Annotated in this window: 28 protein-coding genes; 26 read left to right on the top strand and 2 right to left on the bottom strand. The window is 55.0% G+C overall.

The features are described 5' to 3' along the window. The first annotated feature begins 153 nt into the window (after positions 1-153). From TC41_RS08080 to TC41_RS16820, 14 genes are all read left to right on the top strand, one after another. Positions 154-573 (top strand): hypothetical protein, encoded by a 420-nt coding sequence (locus TC41_RS08080; RefSeq protein WP_237699861.1) that lies wholly within the window; start codon positions 154-156, stop codon positions 571-573. A gap of 299 nt (positions 574-872) precedes the next feature. Further along, entirely contained in the window at positions 873-1,199 is a 327-nt protein-coding gene (locus TC41_RS08075; RefSeq protein ID WP_148260145.1) for a hypothetical protein, read from the top strand. Positions 1,200-1,214: 15 nt separating this feature from the next. Then, positions 1,215-2,444 (top strand): transglycosylase SLT domain-containing protein, encoded by a 1,230-nt coding sequence (locus TC41_RS08070; RefSeq protein ID WP_014464535.1) that lies wholly within the window; start codon positions 1,215-1,217, stop codon positions 2,442-2,444. 6 nt (positions 2,445-2,450) lie between these two features. Further along, positions 2,451-2,843, top strand: a complete 393-nt coding sequence (locus tag TC41_RS16830) for a diguanylate cyclase (RefSeq protein WP_014464534.1) — start codon at positions 2,451-2,453, stop codon at positions 2,841-2,843. After that, entirely contained in the window at positions 2,840-3,250 is a 411-nt protein-coding gene (locus tag TC41_RS16825) for a GGDEF domain-containing protein (RefSeq protein WP_041695212.1), read from the top strand. Before TC41_RS16830 ends, TC41_RS16825 begins: the two co-directional genes overlap by 4 nt. After that, positions 3,237-4,151 carry an HD-GYP domain-containing protein gene (locus tag TC41_RS15385; protein WP_193352799.1) on the top strand — a complete coding sequence of 305 codons (915 nt, stop codon included), beginning with the start codon at positions 3,237-3,239 and terminating at the stop codon, positions 4,149-4,151. Before TC41_RS16825 ends, TC41_RS15385 begins: the two co-directional genes overlap by 14 nt. A gap of 2 nt (positions 4,152-4,153) precedes the next feature. Next, a complete protein-coding gene (locus TC41_RS08050; RefSeq protein WP_041695211.1) occupies positions 4,154-4,999 on the top strand; it encodes a type II secretion system F family protein in 846 nt (281 codons plus the stop codon). A 55-nt stretch (positions 5,000-5,054) separates the two neighbouring features. After that, positions 5,055-5,252 carry a hypothetical protein gene (locus TC41_RS08045; RefSeq protein WP_041695210.1) on the top strand — a complete coding sequence of 66 codons (198 nt, stop codon included), beginning with the start codon at positions 5,055-5,057 and terminating at the stop codon, positions 5,250-5,252. 54 nt (positions 5,253-5,306) lie between these two features. Then, a complete protein-coding gene (locus TC41_RS08040) occupies positions 5,307-5,606 on the top strand; it encodes a hypothetical protein (protein ID WP_014464529.1) in 300 nt (99 codons plus the stop codon). A gap of 127 nt (positions 5,607-5,733) precedes the next feature. Beyond that, entirely contained in the window at positions 5,734-6,114 is a 381-nt protein-coding gene (locus TC41_RS08035) for a hypothetical protein (RefSeq protein ID WP_041695765.1), read from the top strand. Position 6,115: 1 nt separating this feature from the next. Continuing rightward, positions 6,116-6,574: a hypothetical protein gene (locus tag TC41_RS08030; RefSeq protein WP_014464527.1), complete on the top strand. Its 459-nt coding sequence runs from the start codon at positions 6,116-6,118 to the stop codon at positions 6,572-6,574. 212 nt (positions 6,575-6,786) lie between these two features. Continuing rightward, positions 6,787-7,191 carry a methyltransferase family protein gene (locus TC41_RS08025; protein ID WP_237699860.1) on the top strand — a complete coding sequence of 135 codons (405 nt, stop codon included), beginning with the start codon at positions 6,787-6,789 and terminating at the stop codon, positions 7,189-7,191. After that, positions 7,185-9,374: an ATP-binding protein gene (locus TC41_RS08020; protein WP_014464525.1), complete on the top strand. Its 2,190-nt coding sequence runs from the start codon at positions 7,185-7,187 to the stop codon at positions 9,372-9,374. Before TC41_RS08025 ends, TC41_RS08020 begins: the two co-directional genes overlap by 7 nt. A 25-nt stretch (positions 9,375-9,399) precedes the next feature. Further along, the gene (locus TC41_RS16820; protein ID WP_237699859.1) at positions 9,400-9,618 is read left to right on the top strand and encodes a hypothetical protein; all 219 of its coding nucleotides are present in this window, start codon (positions 9,400-9,402) and stop codon (positions 9,616-9,618) included. 57 nt (positions 9,619-9,675) lie between these two features. Here the strand turns inward: TC41_RS16820 and TC41_RS16420 are convergent, their stop codons facing one another. Both TC41_RS16420 and TC41_RS16415 read right to left on the bottom strand, forming a co-directional pair. After that, positions 9,676-10,209 carry a hypothetical protein gene (locus tag TC41_RS16420; RefSeq protein WP_158306723.1) on the bottom strand — a complete coding sequence of 178 codons (534 nt, stop codon included), beginning with the start codon at positions 10,207-10,209 and terminating at the stop codon, positions 9,676-9,678. A gap of 27 nt (positions 10,210-10,236) precedes the next feature. After that, positions 10,237-10,455: a hypothetical protein gene (locus TC41_RS16415; protein ID WP_158306722.1), complete on the bottom strand. Its 219-nt coding sequence runs from the start codon at positions 10,453-10,455 to the stop codon at positions 10,237-10,239. A gap of 114 nt (positions 10,456-10,569) precedes the next feature. Between TC41_RS16415 and TC41_RS08010 the strand changes: the two genes are divergently transcribed. From TC41_RS08010 to TC41_RS07960, 12 genes are all read left to right on the top strand, one after another. Beyond that, on the top strand, positions 10,570-10,977 hold the full coding sequence (locus TC41_RS08010) for a hypothetical protein (RefSeq protein WP_014464521.1): 408 nt from the start codon (positions 10,570-10,572) through the stop codon (positions 10,975-10,977). Continuing rightward, a complete protein-coding gene (locus TC41_RS08005) occupies positions 10,974-11,693 on the top strand; it encodes a replication-relaxation family protein (RefSeq protein ID WP_014464520.1) in 720 nt (239 codons plus the stop codon). The genes TC41_RS08010 and TC41_RS08005 overlap by 4 nt, the downstream gene beginning before the upstream one ends. Before the next feature lie 90 nt (positions 11,694-11,783). Next, positions 11,784-12,254 (top strand): hypothetical protein, encoded by a 471-nt coding sequence (locus TC41_RS08000; protein WP_041695208.1) that lies wholly within the window; start codon positions 11,784-11,786, stop codon positions 12,252-12,254. An 8-nt stretch (positions 12,255-12,262) separates the two neighbouring features. Beyond that, positions 12,263-13,291 carry an Ig-like domain-containing protein gene (locus TC41_RS07995; protein WP_014464519.1) on the top strand — a complete coding sequence of 343 codons (1,029 nt, stop codon included), beginning with the start codon at positions 12,263-12,265 and terminating at the stop codon, positions 13,289-13,291. Between the two features lie 63 nt (positions 13,292-13,354). After that, on the top strand, positions 13,355-13,627 hold the full coding sequence (locus TC41_RS07990; RefSeq protein WP_014464518.1) for an HU family DNA-binding protein: 273 nt from the start codon (positions 13,355-13,357) through the stop codon (positions 13,625-13,627). After that, entirely contained in the window at positions 13,627-14,586 is a 960-nt protein-coding gene (locus TC41_RS07985; protein ID WP_014464517.1) for a hypothetical protein, read from the top strand. Before TC41_RS07990 ends, TC41_RS07985 begins: the two co-directional genes overlap by 1 nt. Positions 14,587-14,603: 17 nt before the next feature. Continuing rightward, on the top strand, positions 14,604-15,662 hold the full coding sequence (locus TC41_RS07980; protein WP_014464516.1) for an AAA family ATPase: 1,059 nt from the start codon (positions 14,604-14,606) through the stop codon (positions 15,660-15,662). Between the two features lie 7 nt (positions 15,663-15,669). Continuing rightward, positions 15,670-15,849 carry a hypothetical protein gene (locus TC41_RS16815; RefSeq protein WP_081462257.1) on the top strand — a complete coding sequence of 60 codons (180 nt, stop codon included), beginning with the start codon at positions 15,670-15,672 and terminating at the stop codon, positions 15,847-15,849. Between the two features lie 39 nt (positions 15,850-15,888). Beyond that, positions 15,889-16,347: a hypothetical protein gene (locus TC41_RS07975; protein ID WP_041695206.1), complete on the top strand. Its 459-nt coding sequence runs from the start codon at positions 15,889-15,891 to the stop codon at positions 16,345-16,347. Between the two features lie 24 nt (positions 16,348-16,371). Further along, entirely contained in the window at positions 16,372-17,391 is a 1,020-nt protein-coding gene (locus TC41_RS07970) for a ParM/StbA family protein (RefSeq protein ID WP_193352798.1), read from the top strand. After that, positions 17,388-17,993 carry an EAL domain-containing protein gene (locus TC41_RS07965; protein WP_014464513.1) on the top strand — a complete coding sequence of 202 codons (606 nt, stop codon included), beginning with the start codon at positions 17,388-17,390 and terminating at the stop codon, positions 17,991-17,993. The genes TC41_RS07970 and TC41_RS07965 overlap by 4 nt, the downstream gene beginning before the upstream one ends. After that, positions 17,990-18,490 (top strand): hypothetical protein, encoded by a 501-nt coding sequence (locus tag TC41_RS07960; protein ID WP_014464512.1) that lies wholly within the window; start codon positions 17,990-17,992, stop codon positions 18,488-18,490. Before TC41_RS07965 ends, TC41_RS07960 begins: the two co-directional genes overlap by 4 nt. Positions 18,491-18,618 lie beyond the last annotated feature (128 nt).

Below are 18,618 nucleotides of genomic sequence, written 5' to 3'. Positions count from 1 at the left end.
AGCTTGGCGTTTGTGACGATGGGGGCATTCGCATTGACAGGGTGTGGAACTCATCCAACTTCCAACGCATCAAATACCATTCCCGTAGCACACACCACGACAGGGGCTGCGACATTCCATACGCATTCCGTTGCTCCAGCGAAAGAAATTCCGGTGCCGACAAAGTCACTGCCCGTGAAGGTCACGCAGCACTTGAAACCGTATGCCAGCCGTCTGGAACACGTGACGTCCCTTCCCGTCACCGTGCCACGCGACACGCAAAATGTACTGGTCATCAGTGCCCTGACAGCGTATGCAATTCCGCAGTTTCAACAGGTATGGTCGCAGTTGTCTAGCAAGCCAGCCGTGGTGTGGGTGGGCTTGACCCAAGCCCAGACGGAGCAAGTGTGGAAGCAGGCGGGGTACTCAAGTGATCCGCTTCCGAGTCCTGTGACCCTGTACGAAAGCATCTCCATGCCCGTCCCGATCGCGTATCACCGCGTGAACAACGGTTGGGAAGCGGTGCCTGGCATCTTGCCACCATCGCAGGCGCATGACTGGGTGGCGTTCTTCGAGGGGGCAACATCGCGATGAATCGAGGGTGGACTTGGACGGTTGTTGGCTGCGCAGCCATGTTCGTGACGGCGTGTGGGCTGATGGGGGGACCTCATACGCCGTCTCACACATCGACGCACGCGCAGGTCGTCGTTTCATCCGACTCGTCTTCTGCGCGCACAACTTCGGATACGTGGGATGGATTGTCGCTGGCCCCTGCGTCTTTGGTGCAAACTTTGGAAACTGCTCAAGTCGACACGGCGTCCGGAGAAGCTGTGAAGCTTCCTCTGGATCGTCCTGTGGTCGTGTTTGCGCCGTGGTGCGAGTATTGTCATCGATTGGAACAGATGCTGAGCCGTGAGGGGTTGTTGGATCAAGCAACGTGGGTGGCGGCGGGATTTGAAATCTACGAATATCCGATCACCCAGAACGCCACGACAACGCGCTCGCTCTTGACACTTGCAGAAGCGGAACAAAAGGTGAAAGCATCCTATGAGGCTCTCCACCTCCCGATGCCAGCACATGTGCTGTATGCGATGCCTGGCACACCGCTGGCAGAGGCTGTTCGAGGGTATCCTGACGTGTTCGTTCTGCATGATGGGCGATGGTATTTGCAACCGGGATACGTAGATGCTCCAGGCTTTTGGAAGACGATCCTTGCGTAAGGGAGGGGAGCGGAGTTGACGGCGATCCTGGGGAAAATCGGACTTCGCATCGGTCTGCGATTGGCTCGCCGCCACTGGCCGCTTCTCGTCCTTTTGGCGTTGCTGCTGGTCAGCATTCCTGGATTGTTGGTAGTCCTTCTTGTTGTGGCAATTTTCGCGGGCGGGGACGCGCTCAATACGGCGGTTCCCTCAACGTGGAATGGTCAGATTCCTACGGATGTCTCGCCTGCGGACGGAATTCCCGCGCCGTTTGTGGATGATGTGCAACAAGCAAGTGAAACGTACCAAGTCCCCATGCAGTATATCGCTGCCACAGCGCTGCACGAATCGTCATGGGAACCGAACGCCTACGCGGATTACGACGGGAGCCACGCCATGGGGCTTATGCAGTTTGAGCCGGAGACGTGGAGTGGATGGTCAGATCCCTATGTACAGATTGACGAACCGGATACCGACGCGCTTCGGATCGCCCAGTACGGTGGTTATGGCGTGGATGCGGATGGGATATGGGCGCCTATCGGCACGCCGGCTGAAGCCGCGCTCCAACCTCAGCAATTGGAGGTGATGAACGAACAGTGCCAAGCAAACGGCAATCAAGGATGTGCGCCCTATGCGTCGCCTTATGATCCCGACGACGCCTTAAACGCCGGAGCAAAATATTTGCACACGCTTTATCTCATGGCCGGAAGTTGGCCCGGTGCGAGCGCGAAGTACTACGGAACAAGTGACTACGCCGCAATTGAAAACTACATTAACGCCTTGGTGCGCATGACGGCGGCGTACGTGATGGATACGCCGCCTGTCCAGTTGCCGGGACAAAACGGGTATTGGTTGTTTGGTGACGCCAACCTCACGTTTACGCCGTCGCCAGGCGGATGGGAAGTAAAAGCGGACAACAACGATCACAATTCGCCACTTGCGGCGGAGTGGTTGCCCTCTCTCCCTATCATCTCGCCAGCTAGCGGTGTGGTCTCGTGGACGGACAATCCGCAGACCCACATCGCGACCATTTCGTTACCGTTGTCAAGCGGCGCGACTGTAGAAATCCAAGCGCCAGAAAATCAGGTGATGAAATGGGACCTCGGAGAACAGCAAGTGTCTGCGAACGTCGCGGCGGGTGATCTTGTCGGATTTATCGACGTGCTAAAGCCCATTCAAATTTCGAGCGCGATCGCAGAACTCGATCCTGGACTGTCCGCAGGTGTCGTGACGCCACCCGGTCAGCCTGTTCACGGAGGAGCGTGAGTTCAGATGTTGGAGCCATACGTGCAGTTTCTCCATCGTTTAGCACAAGGCGTGCCGTGGCGTGAAGCGCACATGCGTTTTTGGCTCGATATGCGGGCGTTTGGTGTAGAAGTGGACACGACGGACGGTGTGCTCACGCGCGGTGTGATCACAGGATCACCTGCTTGGAAAAGCGTGTTGCGAGTGCGCGAAATTCACTGTGCGGATGGCGTCTATCGGGTCTATTTTCGTGGGGATGCAACGCCGGAAGAAGAGGAGGCCGTTCAATTTGTCTTGGCGGCCGACGGGCTCTTGCACGATCATGAGCGCCTGAAAGAAGAGGCCACTCATGATCCGTTGACAGGATGCTTGAATCGGAAGGGGCTTCAAGAGTGGTTTGAGCGTCGACAAAAAGTTTGAGCACCACGGAATTCGTGTTGGTTCTGATGGATTTTGACAAATTCAAACATCTCAACGATACCCAAGGGCATGCAAAGGGGGACGAGGCGCTCTGCGCCATTGCCCATGCCTTGGAGAAAAGTAAACGTCCTTCAGATGTGCTAGCAAGGCTAGGCGGCGACGAGTTTGTGTTGATCTTTGAGGCGTGTGCATGTCACGAGGGCATGATTCACCGACTCCAGCAATTGAAAAATCATCTGCCGCTTGACACGTACGGGCTGGACATTACATTCGGAACAGCGTGTTATCCCAAACACGGAGACACGTTGGAACAATTGCTGGCGCATGCCGACCTGCATTTGTACCACGGAAAATACCGTGGCGGCGGCGAGATCGTATGGGGGGATCAAGCGCATGGTGGAACTTGAGATCGGAGATCAAGGGACGATCGGCGCCGTGCGCGGCGATCTCGAATCTATCCTGGGATTTAAGCCGGACGAAATTCGCGGATTGCCGAGCGATTTCTTGCACACCGATTTGGCCAAACCAGGATTACATACGCTTTGGATGCGGTGTCGGAACGGGGAACCTACCCTGTTGCATGCCTTTGCGATACATATCGAAGGGCGAACTAGTGTCTACTTGGCGCCCGTCTTTGATGAACATAGTCTTGAAGTGAAATTCGCCTATCAGTCCGCGCTTTTTCGCGGACTTGCGTTTGCGGCGGAGTACGGTGACCCTGAGCTCCTGAATCACCTTGCGCGTGTCGAGCGGTATACCATCTGGATCGCGAAAGATGCGCTTCAGTGGTCGCAAGCCGATGTTGCGCGCATCACCCTGGCGGCTTACGTCCATGATGTCGGGAAATCAGCGATTCCTCGAGAAATCCTATATAAGCCCGCTCGATTGACACCCGAAGAATACAGACTCGTGCAAACCCACACGCAAAAGGGCCGCGACGTGCTGACGCAGATCGAAGCCTATGTGCAGCAAGAATGCGCCTGGCTCTATGACGAAAAAGGCTGGCAGTGGGCCAAGGATGTGGCGTTGCATCACCACGAAAACTGGGACGGAACGGGCTATCCTGTGGGCGTATCGGGCGAAAGCATTCCGCTTGTTGCACGCGTGGTGAAGCTGGTGGACGTATTGGATGCGCTGTTGGAAGCAAGACCGTATAAGGAAGGGTGGCCTTTGGAAAAGGTCAGGCGGGAGATCGACGCCAAAAAAGGCGTTGAATTTGATCCTTATCTGGCGGAATGGCTGCTTGCACAAGATTGGAACCTGATTCGAGAGATTGCCTGCCGTTCACCAATGAGGGTGGAGGGGTGAACATGTCCGTTGCGATTGGCGGGCTGATGATGCTAGCAGTATTGGTGGCTGTATTCGGCACGTATTGGGCAAACCAGGCGCAAGAGCGGTTGTTTCGACAATCTGTGCGCGGCGTGTTTGCTCGTCCGTCGAAACCAAAGCAAAGTTTTTTTGATACGTTGCATCGTCAGATGGTTTGGTTCGCGCGGGAAATCGGACACCCGGAATGGGCCGATCTCGCCTATCGGATCTCCTTCGCCATGCCTGTACTGGCTACTACGGTGCTGGTGTTGATCGGACTGTGGTGGGCCTTTCCAATCGCATTCATGGCTTTCTTTCTGCCGTATTTCTATCTCAGTCGCCTGTACAAACGTTCGCGGTTGCTGCTCAAACAGCAATTACGCCAAGCCCGATTGCTCATTGCGTTGCTGACGGAGGCGGGCGCTCCCATTGAACGGAGCATCGTGGCTGCGGAGTCCGTGACAGGATATCCACTGAAACCCTATCTTCGTGACGTATGTATCGCGATTGGTGCTGCGGAGGGAATGGAGAATGTTTCATTGCGTGTGCAGACCGTGGTGGAGGCGTTCACTTCCATGGCAGAACGACTGAAATTGCCCGAAGCGACACAGTTTGCCCAACTCCTCTCTCAAGCCACGCGCTATCATACGCCGCTTGTCGATATGATGCTTACATCGCTTGACATTGAGGAACGCATTCGAGATGCCGAAGCTGAGCGGCTACACAATGCAGCGATCAGCAAGATTGGTTTGATTACCACGCTGGGGCTCGGTATCCCAGTGTTTGGGTACATGTTTTTTGCCGTGTTCTCGTACATGTTGCAATTGATGAATCACATTGGATTCTGAGTTTTGCATGCCACTTCATCGATTAATGAGGAACACATGAAAGGAGGTGAGGGCGATGAGGCGCTGGACGCGTGTCGGTTGTCTTCGCTGGCGTCGTGCCGGGACGGGCACCACGGCTTTGATGGTGAACGCCATCTGGGCGATTGCGGGCATCGGTGTGTCGGCCAGCGGGGCCACGTTGCTTGTGTTGGCTCTGCACAACAACATCATCCCCGAAGCCATTCAGGCGTTCACCGCCATGTTTGGGTCTTGAAGTTCTCCGTTACATAGTCGATTTCGCTTGTGTACATAAGGGAGGACGATCAACATGTCGAAGGTGTATGCGCGGTGGCTTCGGCTCCGCAAAGCGGCACCGGAAAACACCACACTGAGCAAGTCGATGTTCATGATTTTCGGGATTCTGTTGGGGATCGCGTTTATCGCGGCCATCGTGGTGCTTGTGTTCCACTTTATTAACGTCGCAAAAACCTCCGGTGAGAACGCGATGAATTCGATCACGCAGTCTTCCGGCACGGCCTCGTCGGGCGGCTATACGTCCAGTTACTCGGGCGTCGGGAACGTCACGCTCCCGAATTTCAGCGCCACGTCGGGGTCGTCGGGATCCTAATTCACACATGCGCGGGCGGGCTTCGGCTCGCCCGTTTTTTGTAGAGGTGGAGAACATGAGATGGCGGCGAGGTGGAACGGGAATCAGCGCGCTCTTCGCCGGGCTTGTGAATACAGGAATTGGTCTCGTGATCGTGGGATTGATGCTGACCTTTGTCACTTTTTTTCATATTCGTAATGTGATCGGTATCGCTGCGGAGAACGGCGCTCGCGCCGCCTCCATCACGGGAGATCCAAATTCGGCGGAACAGGCGGTCCAAAGCACGTTGCAGGCGGCCAATCTTCCGCTGACGTATCATGGGCAAACGCTTTGGAATACGTCGATGGTGCAGGTGACTGCGGACGTAGCGTCACCTGAAGTCCAAGTCACGGTACAATACGATGCGCCCTATCTCTTCACAGATTTGTTTGCGGCCCTGGGGATGCCGAACAGTTTTCCTGCGGTTTTGCCCATGTCCGCGACCGCCACGGACGTGAATGAAAGCTACTTTGGATCGGAGGGCGTGTGACATGGCCTTTGGCGAAGTGTTCAAGGGTCTGGTGTACGCCACGATCGGATTACTGCTTTTGATCTTCAGCATGACGCTGGCGGCGACGGGTGTGGGCTATTTCGAGCTCCGCAGGGCAGCCGAAGCGGCCGCATGGTCCGGACAATCTCAAATTGAACAGGATTTCACCAATTCGTCTGAAGCTCAAGGGTACTTTTCGTCTGGTTTGCAAGAGACGGGAGATCCGGTGGAAACCGCAGAACAACAATTCCAATCGAGCGCACAGGCGGAACATCTGTCGAATCTCTTTCAGGGTCTGCAAGCGCAAGTAACGGTCCAAAGCGGCGAAGTCACGGTGGAGGCAACCGGAACCTTGGAACTTTCGTGGCTGTCTCAAGCATTCCAAGCGATCATGGGCGGAAACGAGTCGGTGAATTGGCAAGTGCCCATGCGTGTGACGGTCACAGGTGGGAGTGTATGATGTGGCTTCGAGGTGTCGTGCAGGGACTAGCGGCCAGCGTGCTTTTGTGGAACGCATGGCGCTTGGGGCATGTACCAATCTTTTTGCCGTTCGCGCTATTGTTGGCGGTCGAAGCGTGGATGCTCCTCAGGAATGTAACCAAGCGACCACTAGAGGTCCATCGCAGTGGATGGGCGTGGGCAGCGTCCGTTGGAGTCGCGTGTTTTCCTGTGGTGGTGGCATGGAGCGTTCGCGGCCCGATCCAAGAGCCTTGGTGGCGCTTTGAGCTCTCCTATGTCATCCAGCTTGTGGCGCTAGGGCTTGAGGTGTGGGCGCTCATCACGCTTCGAATCTGTTTCTCGCAATTGGCCGAAGCGCATGACGTGGTGAGACACGGACCTTATCGCTACGTGCGTCATCCGTTGTACATCGCGTACGGCCTCGGCATGTTCGGAAGTTGTGTAGGTGCGAACCGACTGGTATTGTGGGGTCTTTGGTTACTATTTGTGGGCATGGAGATTTTGCGGGCGCGAGCCGAGGAACAGGTCTTAGCGCGTGTGTTTCCGACGTACCGCGCGTATCAAGCGGAAACGGGCATGTGGTTTCCGCGTTGGCGTGGAGGTGAAGGGCGATGCTGAATGTAGAACACACCCTCGTGGGTGTAACGGCATTGGGGCTTGGGGCTGCCGCGGGTTATGGTGTTTGGCGGGACAAGGACAAGGTGCGTGCGGAGCGCAAACGCTACGAAGGACAGCCCAAAGCGCTGATTCCCCGTAGCCATCATGTGTACAACCTGCGTGAGGCAAGCGCGTGGCTCGCGCGGTTGTCGCACTTCCGCCGCACGAAGGCGGAACGCAGACAAAAAGGGCCGATTTGGTTTCGATTGCGGATCGAGAAGGATGTGAACGGCGAAGTATGGTTCTGGTTCATCGTGCCAGAAGATCGTGAACAAGGCGTGAAGGGTACACTTTCACCTACGTTGGAATTGCATGAGGTTCCAGCAGAACGAAAACCGACCATTCGCCTCAACCCGAAGGTGCGGATGGAGGTCACCGCTCGATATGCACTCTTGCCGTTTGCGCGAGATGGGAAGCAGGATCCACTGGTGACGCTCCTGCGGGCCATGGGCAAGAACATGGCAGTCGAAATCGCCTTCAGCCCCATGGAGGAGCGCGAGGCGTTACGATGGGTGAAACGGGAACATCAACGTCTTGATCCCGAACTACGTCAATCCGGTGGCAATCCGTGGGCCAAGATCGCAGCGGATACAGCGGCGGAACTCGGTGCGGCGTTCACGGGCAAATCCGCCAACAAAGGGGCAACTTCCAAACCCCAAAAGCCGCGAGTGCTTCCACACCAAAAGCGGCAGATTGGCGGGATCGTGCAACGGTACGAAGAGTTAAGCGACCTGTTTCACGTCACCATGCGCTTTGAGGGCGACGAGAAGCATCGGGCGCAGCCGTTCTTTCAAGGGATGCTCGGCGCCTTGCGGGATCTGGCGGCGGAAAATCAACTCGTAGCCTCGAAATCCCTGAAGCCGTTTGTCATGTCAGCGGAAGAATTGGCGCAACTCGTGCATGTGCCCTCTCCCGATGATTGGCCGCAGATGCCCGTCATCCGTGAACATGCCAAGACACTTCGCGACGACGAGTTCGCAGAAGGCGTGGCGATAGGTTATCTTCGCCATCCCACGCAGGCGTCGCGGCTTGTGCGCATTCCGTATGAGCAGTTCACTCGTCATTTCTTGATGACGGGGATGACAGGTGCAGGGAAATCCACAACGTTAATGTTTTTGCTCCAGTCCATCTTGGACAATTGGGTTCAGCAAACACCCGAAGAACCGAAACCGGGGATCACACTGATCGACCCAGCAGCAGAAACGACGCTCATCTTTTTGTCGCGTCTCCAGGCGGCGCTGCCGAAGGACAGCCCGCTTTGGAAGAAAGTCCATTATATCTCGTTTTCCAATCGCGACTATCCTGTGGCGCTGAATCTGTTGCAAGTCCTGACGACGGAGGCCATTGTGGCGACATTGAGCAAAGCATACGGCGGTGGCGCGCGCATTGATGAGATCATTGACATGTGTGTGCAGGCCTTCAAGGAAGACGACGCGGTGCAGCACGTTCTCGCCGGTATGATCCCAATGCTCAAGGACGAAAATTGGCGCATGCAAGTCGTGCACCGCTTGCGGTCTCCATTGCTTCGCACGTATTGGGAGCAAACCTTTCCAGCGCAAGCCAAAAACCCGGACTACTACGCGCCGGTGGAACGCCGTCTGCGTCCGTTCGTGACAAGCAGCACGGCGCTTTATTTCGGCCAACCGGAGTATGCGCTGCCGATCCGCCAGTGGATGGATGAAGGACATATTTTGCTCATTGACGTGAAGGCGCTGAGTGGAGAACTCATGAGCCTCATCATGGGCGGGCTCATCGAGCAATACTACCAGATCGCGCTGACACGCCCAGAAAGCACGTCACTCACGCATTTCCTGCTGGTCGATGAGTGTCACCGCGTGCAGACCGACATCATGGCCAAGATCATCGCCGAGACGCGCAAGTTTGGGCTGTCACTCGGTATGATCACGCAGTCGGTGGAGCAATTCAGCGGGGAACTCAAAAAAGGCGATCAAGGACGTGCTGGGGAACTTCTTCTCGCTCCGCGTGGGTGCGGACAGCGCGCGGATCATGGCGGACTTGACGCAAGGACATTTCACGCCGGAGTACCTGCGCGCGCTCCCGGACAACGTGGCTGCGGTGTACACGATTGTCGGTGGCAAGGCGCACTCCTGCGAAACACAAGCGCCGCCGCCGGATGTGTATGAAGGCTTTGCGCCCAATGCCAAAGTCGTGAATTTCTTCGACAAGCCCGCGCTTCGCAAACGATATGAAGAACTTCGTGCGTTCGGGTATGAGTTGCAGAAGGAATTTGGGCGTCCCGCCCATGAAGCGGAAGAGCGGTTGAACTTCTATTTGGAACACGGATACTGGCCTGACGACGAGGCGAAAATCTCCAAATCGAAACGTCGCGTGTCACGAGGTCTTAGCGCAGAAGAACTTTACGGGTGAAACGCCGTACCGGAAGGTGCGGCGTTTTGCCGTACAAATCGTCATAACACAAAGAGCTCATGTGCTTAGCGACCGTTTACTACGAAGTTCGAGAATTCGTTTGAGGACGTGTTGTTTAACAATGATTGGATATGTAAAGGTGCTTGCGAAGGAAGTGACAAAACCGAATATCATTCCTTCCACAACAGGGATCGTGTTATCTGACGAAGGAATTGTATTTAGAAAGAAAGTTCCAATTAATCCAAATACAATCGAGGCAAAGGAAACAGATCTGAAAGTTTCTAGGGTGGCTTCAGAATCCATCAGGAGCATGCGAATCCGCGATGTTTTAGTTCGTCGATAGCGAACGAAAAAGCGAACGTAAAGCATTCGATAACTGAATATGTTGAATATAGACGAAAAAGGCATTCCTTGTTTTCTGAGATGAAGAAACCAATTAAGAATGGTTGCTAGGGCAAAAGCACAGGAGGCAGAAAGTATGAAAAGAAATAAGTGGAATTCAATCAAAAGTGTTGCGTGTTCTGATCCGTTGCTTGGCGTAATTATCAACAGTTGTTTTTTAATGGTTGCTTCGACGTGCGTATTTCTCATCGACGAAACCCTCTTCCGCCTTGCGTATCATTGGTCATGGATTGTGAAACAGGATATAGAAATATCGGCGTGGATTTTCAAACTCACATGGCTAGAAAACCTGGCCTGGGCGATATTGGGTGCGGTTTTGTGGATTGGCGACGCCAAAAAAAGATGGTTCAACTCGGCAAATATGTTCATCGGTTTTTTAATGATACAAGCATCAGGATTACCTTTGGCTTTATTGTCTTCTTCATGTCCCATCAATCAAGTGCTTTTTTGTTTCGAATACCTCTTCATGTGTAACGTTTTCATTTGGGGGGTATTTCTTATTGTCGATCTGATTTCAGATTCACCGGTTCTTCGTCGGGTACGAGAAAAATGTTTGCACAGGATCAGGTGCACGTAAAGCCCTTTTTGCCTTACATCTCTTCACTAAGCGAGGAAGGAACGATGATGCCTGAAGAACCACAGATTTGGCATGTGAAGCCTTACACGCTTCACATCTATATCCGGGATCCGACTTTGATTGCGTGGATACAAAGTCTCCCGACCCGTCATCGCTCGCGAGCGATCGAGGCGGCACTGCGTCGCGGATTGGATCGCTCGCCTTTTGAGTGGGATCACCTTCACATAGACGAGTTGGCGACACGCGTCGCGAATGAAGTTGCCGCCATATTGCAAGCGCAAGGACTCACTATGGCAGTTGAACAACCACAATCGCTCAAGACACCTGAGATCCCGAGCAACCCCGTGACAGACTTCTTAAAGAGGTGGGATCTGGATTGATTCTGGAGTGGCGAAATAGCGAGTTTCCACCGGAACAGAAGCTTTTGGGTGTAGTGTTTGATGCGGGCGTGATCCTGCGTTCGGATGTCGCATTCTTGCTGGATTGGAACGAAGGACTCCTAAGAAAATACGTACATCGAGTACGAAATCTTCATCCCGAGCCGCTCCTTCGTGGAGGATGGACGCGCAACCGCTCCTCCTATGCGTATGTGCTTACAGAACCGGGGGTGCGATACGTCCATCAGATGCTGGGTATTGAAGGGAAACCCGTAACGATGGATGCGCTGTGGAACCACGCGTTAGGACTGAATTCCATACTAATGCGCTATGTACGAAAGCACGGATTCGATGGCGTGCGATGGTTCAACACTCGTGAAGCCACGGACGAACTTTGGTTCTTACGGAAACTCGCAACTGGTGCAACAGACGCGGATTTGCGTGTTACATCGATACGCCCGGATGCTGCGCTTCGCACATCCAGGGGATTTTGGTGGATTGAATTCGACAATGCGACGGAAACGTCAAGGCAATTATGGCGTAAATACCAGATGTATATCACCAATCTTTCCGATCTGGACGAGTCCTTTCGTCATGTCGTATGGGTGACCAAGAACGAAACACGGCAAAAGAGCATGGAGTTGATCTGGTCTAAAATGCAAGAAAATCCTCTCTGTGTGCAGTTCTTTATTGAAGGACAGGAAACGTTTGAAGAGTGAAACGCCGTTGAATCATTGTAGATCATCCATTGATTCACTGGTAAAGAATCGTGAAGTATCAATGCGAAGAAAGGCCGGAGTGATGCTGCGTTGCGAACTGAATTGGTTCTGCTAGAATTCAATGCCTGCGCCATGACGTTGCTTTTGGCTTTCTGCGCGGTGACGGATATTCTGTACCGACGTGTAAGCGAAACGGGACTGATCGCATTCACGGTCTTCATGCTCATTGCAGACGCTGCGTGGCTCCATGCCGCCTGGTGGCTCCTGTTGTCCATGTGCCTGTTTGGCATCGGACTTGGTGCCCTTTGGTGGTGCGTGGATCATGGCCATGCGCTCGGCGATGCTGAAATGGTGGGGTTGATGGGCGTAGGACTAGGTCTGTTGGCCCTTGTCCCGTTATTGATCGGGCTTGTCGCTGCACTGGTGTCTCGTCCTTTATGGTCAGTGCTTGCAGGGCCTCATGTTTCAACGGAAGAACGAGACCTGGCGCCGCTTGGCTTCTATTTCTTTTTTGGGACCGCGTTGACAACCGCCATATTTCTGGTCGTTGTACGACCATAACACGGGAGGTGGCAAAGTTGAAAACCTGGCGCTGGAGACGAGCGGGACCCGAAAACATGCCGCCTCGCCTGTTGATCATGATCGCCGTGATGACCATGAGCTTTGCAGGTGTTGCCGCTTATTGGGTGTTGGCGGCGAATGGCACTTCCCAAGTCACGCAAGAACTAGATCGGGCAGGATATACCCTATGGGGGAAGCACGGCACGGCGTACACCGTTAGCGTGAATAATGGCAATGTGAACGTCATCGAGACCGGCGTCATAGGCATGACGCTAACGCTCACCGGAACACCGACGGAAGTGTTAGCTGGGCAATCTGCCACGTTGACAGGCAACGCAAGCGAATCCACAAACGGATACGAGTTGGGAATCTACGATGAAACGACGGGGCAATGGATAACAGGCGGCAGCGGACAGTCGATTTCGACCAATGTGAGCCAACAAACGCCGGGAACACATACCTATGTGCTCTATCTGGGTACGCCTGGAGGGGCGCCGATTCAGTCGTCGTCACCCGTCCAGATTACGTGGGAAGCCTTCCAAGTCAGTATTCAAGCGTCTCCATCACCTGCGAATATTGGCCAGACGGTCACGGTGAGCGGTCAGGTCACGGCGAATGGCAGCGGCGTGGCGAATGTTCCTGTGACGCTTCAGGCCAGTGGAGGCAATCTGGCGGCGACGAACGTCACGACCAATGCACAAGGGCAGTGGTCTACGACGTTTTCAGCAACGACAGCAGGTACATACACGATCACAGCGTCGGTCTATGGTCAAAGTTCGACCACAACAGTGCAAGTGCAAGGCGCAACGTCCGTAACTCTTACAGCGACGCCGGTTTCGAACGCGCCGGGCAACACGAGCGTGACGCTCACAGCCCAGGCGAATGCGCCGCTTGCGTCCAACCAGACCTTGTCCATTGTGGATGTCACGACAGGTCAGACGATTGCGGGGCCATCTTCGCAACAGACTTTGACGACGACGTACACCTTGGCGCAGGGCGCGACCAACCAGTTCATCGCGTATCTCAATACCAACTGAGCCGCCGACGGGCGGCTTTTTTATTTTGCATGCCAAGCCTTCATCTCATGGGGAGGATGAATCATGAATAAATCGGAACTCGTCGCAGAAATCGCAGTACGGACGGGAATGAAACACAAGCAGGTGTGGCAAGCACTCAATTCGCTCTGTGAAGTGGTCGCGGAGCGACTTCAGGCAGGCGAAGACGTGTGGTTGCCTCCTCTTGGCAAGTTTCGCTATGTTGTGCGAGCTCCTCGTCATGTTCGACATCCACACACAGGTGAAATCATGGAGGTTCCAGAAAAAGCGACGGTGACGTTTCTGCCGTCTCGCACTTTGAAAGGACGTGTGAATTGATGAAGGTGTACTTGGCTTTAGGGGATACCGCTGCGGAAGCGTGGATTCATTCCACGCTTCCTGGCGTGGAATGGGTGGAGACGCCCGATGGGGCCGATCTCGCTTTGGTCACACAGTTAGCGCACGCGAAGGCGGCTTTGCAGGCCAAGGTGCCAGTGAAGCTTGTGGCGGGCACGCAACAAATCGCGAAGAAAGCGCGGCAACTGGGACTCCCAGATGATCGCATCATGGTGGTTCCCGTCCTGAATCGACTCACGGCATCTCAAGTGTTGGCTTTTTTGGTGCGCGACCTGGATTCGCCACCGGTGCGATACACACCTGCGCCGTTCAAGGTACAGGTGGTCTCCAGCCGTCAGGCGGGTGGAACGTTTTTGGCCTGGAACTTGTTTCACGTGTTGGTGTCTCGAGGCGTGAAAGCCAAGCTGGTCAGCGTGTCGAACGCCAGTCCTCTCGCGACATGGATTTCGCCACCTTATCGCGACATGGTGTTCGGTACCACGGAGGCGGATGGAGGAGAGGTCTGGGTGATCGACACCTCCGACACCACAACGGAAGTGCCTGATGCGGACGCGGTGATCCTGGTGCAGGACTGTGATCCCGCGAAAGCTTTACCCGTCGTCAAAGATGAAACGTATTGGCTCGTGGTGAACCGCGTTCCCTATGGGCTCGAAGTCGGGTCCGAAGCGCATATGGTCATTCCGGACTTTGGCGCGGCAGCCTACGAGGCCATGACCACCGGGGTGCCGGTCGCTGCCAAGCATGCCGCGTTCGCATCCGGGTTGTGGGAGTTGTGGCTGGCCATCGACCAGTACGAGCACAACATCCGTTTGGACGTCACCGTGAACGAAGGTGACGGTGATGAAAGCGCCGAGGAGCAGCAGGGATTCGTCATGGATGACGACGCAGGCGATGACGAGGACCATAGACCGGAATTCTCTGGATTCGTGTTAGACGAATGAGGAGGTGACGAAGGCGCATGCTGGCACTCCTTTGTGCAAGTGGCGCAGAAGGGATCTTGGAGCAGTGCGACGGGATCCTGGATGTGCGACTCGTGACGGCGATGAGCGAGTTGCGACGGTACGTGGCCACAGGGTACGTGGAAGGCATTGTCGTCGACGCCAGATTGGGCGTCACGGAAGCTGTCCGACAGCGTGTACCGCAGGTGCCCATTTACGAATTCACGCCACCATTTGATCTGGCGGCGGTGATGCGATGGGAAGAGCAGTTGCGCATGCGTCGGAATTCATCGTCAGAAACGTCGGCTCCTTCGCAAACCACAACGGAGAATTCGACAAGTTCCACGTCGGAACCTATCGCTTCGAATCCAACGCCATCACTGCCAACTTCATCGCCGGAAGTGTTGACCAAGGTTACAACTGAGAACGTTTCGCAAACTGAGCGTTCGACGTTATCTAGCGCATCGGGAACATCTCCACCGCATCATCCCATCGAGGAACTCCGACGAACATCGCGACCTGCCGTGCGTAGACGCGTCATTCCAGTGTTGATGCTTGACAGTCCCAAGGGCGGCGCTGGAAGGTCAACGCTCGGCGCGCACACAGCGTACTACGCGGCGCTAAAAGGCAAACGCGTGGCCGTAATTGATTTGGACGTCAATGGTGACATTGCACAAAAGTTTGGTTTCACAGATGCGCAGGATGTGCGCGGTTGGCGCGGCGGATCGGTGGAGGAGGCTGTGCGAGATGGGGTGTGTTTATTGCACGAGTCCGGGCTGCATCTCTTTCCCTCGCCCCAAAGTCCTGAAGTGGTGCTTCAGTCACCGGAGGATGCGGAGTACTTGGTAAACCTGTGTCTCGAAGAGATGGATGTGGTGCTCCTCGACATGCCGCAGGGATGGACGCCGATCCATCAGGCGGTGTTGCCGTACACCACGAAAGTCATGCTGGTGGTCAATCCCGCCGTCGACCAGTTAGCCAGAATCCAGGAACATGCGGACAAACTCGCATTCTCGGGCCTAGACGCGTCTGGGGGTGTCGGCCTTCGTCAACAAGTCCAAGCGTGCGCGTGCGGATGAACGCGCGATGCGGCAGTATCTGACGCCCTACACTGTGCGCGCTGTGGTTCCGTTTGATCCCACGATCGATAAACGAGGCGGACTGAACGGCAAACGCATTGTGCAGGCGATGAAGCCGTTTTGGGATGAAGTGTTTGAGTTTTCGGCAGTCAAAGCCAAACGCCGTTGGTTCGGCGCGCGCGCTTAATGCCATGCAGTCCTCATTTGGTTAAGGGAGGAGCGAGACATGAAACGGGCCGTCCTTAGTGCATGGATTGGTGGAGCGTGGCTGTTGGCGTTTGCACCCGTCGCAAGTGCGCAAACCGTGCAAAGCAACACCGTGACGGTCACGGCGGGGCATTACGTGCAAACGGGAACACAAACCGTGCCGGAAACAGTTGAGGTACCGGAAGAGCAATGCCAGAATGTGCAAGTTCAAACCGGGGCTCAAACAGGACAGTGCGCGATGGGGTACTACACGTTCTATCAAAATGGAGTGCTTGAAGGAACTACCTTCAATTATTGCCCCGAAGATGCATCGCTGACGTATGTAACAACTTCCTACGGTAGTAATGGATACGCATATGTTTATAACTATTCAATTCCGATTTATACCACAGAGCAAGAGTGCCAGACCGTTTACATCCAACAGACCCAATACGTTTCGCAGCCGGTCTACTCGTGGGTTCCAACGAGCGTGTCCTGATGCGTGATGAGAGGGGAGAAACCGATGATTGTGGGTGTGGATCTGGGGTACGGGTGGATCAAAGCCACGAACGGGGAGCGTCAGGTACGCTTCCCCGCGGTGGTTTGCGATGCGCATGAGCTCATCATGGCGGACTTGTTCCAATCGCCGGAGTACGAAGCATTCATAGAGACAGCTTCAGGAACTCGGCGAGTGTTTGTGGGGGAATTGGCGAGGCGTGAGGGCGTGACGGCGCTGAATCTCGCGACGAAGAAGTACGAGGACGGGGATACGGAAGCCCTGTGGCTGGTGACACTCGCACTCCTGGGGCAGGAAGGAGAGCCGCTGCATGTCGTGACAGGTCTGCCGCTCGCGCACTTCGAATCGCAACGGGAAGCGTTGAAGGAGCGCCTGCTGCACCTGCGCGGACGAGTGACCGTGCAGGATCGAACTATGGAGGTCGCGCCGCAAAGCGTGCGCGTGATCCCGCAGGCAATGGGGGCGATGATCGGGACGTTGCTCGACCCGACCACGCTCGAGTTACGGAATCCTGCGTGGATCGACCAAGGAGGCTATCTCTTGCTGGTGGATGTAGGCACGCGTACCACGGGGTTTGTCACATTCGAGACCAAACCCGAGTTGCGACTCATCAGCCGCTTGTCGGATTCGGTGGACGTCGGCGTTCACGATTTATATTTGGCGCTCGCCGGGATCTTTCGTCAGCGAACGGGGGAAACCCCTCCACTTTCCGATCCCATCTACGATGAACTTTACACACATGGAGAAGTTTACTACGGGGGACGGGTTGTATCCATCGAACCTGAACGATCTCGACACATGGAGCGCATGGGGCAGCTCATCGCGCGGCGCATCCAAGAACATCTGGGGGCGGATGCGATGAAACGTATTCACACGGTGTTTCTGGCTGGTGGAGGATACCGTCTGGCTCAGAGTGTTCTCCAGCAAATCTTTCCACGGGTCTACGTTGTGCCCGATCCCCAACTCGCCAATGCTGAGGGCTATCGCTTGTATGGCTTGACGCGCGAAGGGGGAGGCACGCCATGACCATGCGCCTTCAGCCCATCGTGCGCATTCCTCAGCGCACATGTGTCGGACACGAATTGCTCATCGCGCATCCGCGGGATACGTTGAATCTCGTAGCCCAAGCCGGATTGTTGGGGGAGTTGGACCGATACATTGTGCATACGGCGCGAAAACTTGCGCAGGAGCGTCAGGACTACGTCTTCGTCAACGTCACTTCGGAGCTCTTAAACGCGCGTTCTCTCCCCTTTGATCACAGAGATTCACTGCGCGGGTTGGTGCTTGAAATCACAGAACGCGGCCGCCTCGATGTGGAGGCGGCCGCGGCATATTTGGAACCCTTCCGAAAACGTGGGCTCGAAGTGGCTCTGGACGATCTGGGCACAGGTTACAACGGATTCTCAAGGTGGAGTGTCCTTCGTCCCGAGTGGATCAAAGCCACATGGAGCGAGGAGCTGTTGGACTTTTTTCCAATGCTCATTGCAATGGCCCGTCGCTTAGGCGCGCGTTTCATTGTGGAGCGTGTTGAAATGCCAGAACAAGAATCGTGGCTCGTGGAACTCGGTGTGGAATATGGGCAGGGATTCTTATATGGACGACCGATCCCGCTGGGGGCAGTGTCATGAGAATCGTAGGGTTTGCGGGCTTCGCGAAAAGCTTCCTGGCATGGAATCTGGCGGGTGCCGTTGAACCGAGTGTGATTTACGCTGATCCACGTGCGCCGTATCGCGTGTGGAATCGCCATGTGCGTGTATACGAACAATGGCTGGATGTGAAGCGCCTACAACCTCAGCCTCTATTGGTCTGTGTGGATCATGAGGAACCCGACGTGACACCAGAGGTCGTAGTCTATGGCGTCACCCCCGATTTGGCGAGGATTCACAGAGCACTGCAAGCTGTTCGTCATTCAGAAAGACCGACTTTCTTGGTGCTAATCGGTTACGAAGAAACAGGCGTGCCGTGGATTTTTCCACGCGAATTTCAACCTTCGCTTGTGTTGCCATGGGATATGCGGCAAGCGACGTGCGCCATGGTCGGGGAACCCCTCACCCAACGCGATCCGATATGGCGACACAAATTTGAGACCTTGTGGAGCGTGATTCGCGATGTGGCTCGTGTGTGACCACGATCCGGTGCGTGCGGAGCGATTGCGAAAATACTTGGAAAAACAAGGTGTCCAAGTGAAGATTGCCACAAAGGAAGAGGAGATCCCGAACACCTGGGCTGAGGGGAAATTGGCGCTCTTTCTCG

The organism is Alicyclobacillus acidocaldarius subsp. acidocaldarius Tc-4-1 (assembly GCF_000219875.1).
Classification (GTDB): Bacteria; Bacillota; Bacilli; order Alicyclobacillales; family Alicyclobacillaceae; genus Alicyclobacillus; species Alicyclobacillus acidocaldarius_A.
Note: the sequence above shows the minus strand (reverse complement) of the source record. Positions and strands in the feature narration are given on the sequence as shown.

Excerpts from the sequence above, each read along its gene's own strand:
- TC41_RS16830 (WP_014464534.1), top strand. The coding sequence starts at position 2,451 with ATGTTGGAGCCATACGTGCAGTTTCTCCATCGTTTAGCACAAGGCGTG.
- TC41_RS15385 (WP_193352799.1), top strand. The coding sequence starts at position 3,237 with ATGGTGGAACTTGAGATCGGAGATCAAGGGACGATCGGCGCCGTGCGC.
- TC41_RS08050 (WP_041695211.1), top strand. The coding sequence starts at position 4,154 with ATGTCCGTTGCGATTGGCGGGCTGATGATGCTAGCAGTATTGGTGGCT.
- TC41_RS08045 (WP_041695210.1), top strand. The coding sequence starts at position 5,055 with ATGAGGCGCTGGACGCGTGTCGGTTGTCTTCGCTGGCGTCGTGCCGGG.
- TC41_RS08040 (WP_014464529.1), top strand. The coding sequence starts at position 5,307 with ATGTCGAAGGTGTATGCGCGGTGGCTTCGGCTCCGCAAAGCGGCACCG.
- TC41_RS08030 (WP_014464527.1), top strand. The coding sequence starts at position 6,116 with ATGGCCTTTGGCGAAGTGTTCAAGGGTCTGGTGTACGCCACGATCGGA.
- TC41_RS08020 (WP_014464525.1), top strand. The coding sequence starts at position 7,185 with ATGCTGAATGTAGAACACACCCTCGTGGGTGTAACGGCATTGGGGCTT.
- TC41_RS16420 (WP_158306723.1), bottom strand. The coding sequence starts at position 10,209 with ATGAGAAATACGCACGTCGAAGCAACCATTAAAAAACAACTGTTGATA.
- TC41_RS08010 (WP_014464521.1), top strand. The coding sequence starts at position 10,570 with ATGTTTGCACAGGATCAGGTGCACGTAAAGCCCTTTTTGCCTTACATC.
- TC41_RS07990 (WP_014464518.1), top strand. The coding sequence starts at position 13,355 with ATGAATAAATCGGAACTCGTCGCAGAAATCGCAGTACGGACGGGAATG.
- TC41_RS07985 (WP_014464517.1), top strand. The coding sequence starts at position 13,627 with ATGAAGGTGTACTTGGCTTTAGGGGATACCGCTGCGGAAGCGTGGATT.
- TC41_RS07980 (WP_014464516.1), top strand. The coding sequence starts at position 14,604 with ATGCTGGCACTCCTTTGTGCAAGTGGCGCAGAAGGGATCTTGGAGCAG.
- TC41_RS16815 (WP_081462257.1), top strand. The coding sequence starts at position 15,670 with ATGCGGCAGTATCTGACGCCCTACACTGTGCGCGCTGTGGTTCCGTTT.
- TC41_RS07975 (WP_041695206.1), top strand. The coding sequence starts at position 15,889 with ATGAAACGGGCCGTCCTTAGTGCATGGATTGGTGGAGCGTGGCTGTTG.
- TC41_RS07970 (WP_193352798.1), top strand. The coding sequence starts at position 16,372 with ATGATTGTGGGTGTGGATCTGGGGTACGGGTGGATCAAAGCCACGAAC.
- TC41_RS07965 (WP_014464513.1), top strand. The coding sequence starts at position 17,388 with ATGACCATGCGCCTTCAGCCCATCGTGCGCATTCCTCAGCGCACATGT.
- TC41_RS07960 (WP_014464512.1), top strand. The coding sequence starts at position 17,990 with ATGAGAATCGTAGGGTTTGCGGGCTTCGCGAAAAGCTTCCTGGCATGG.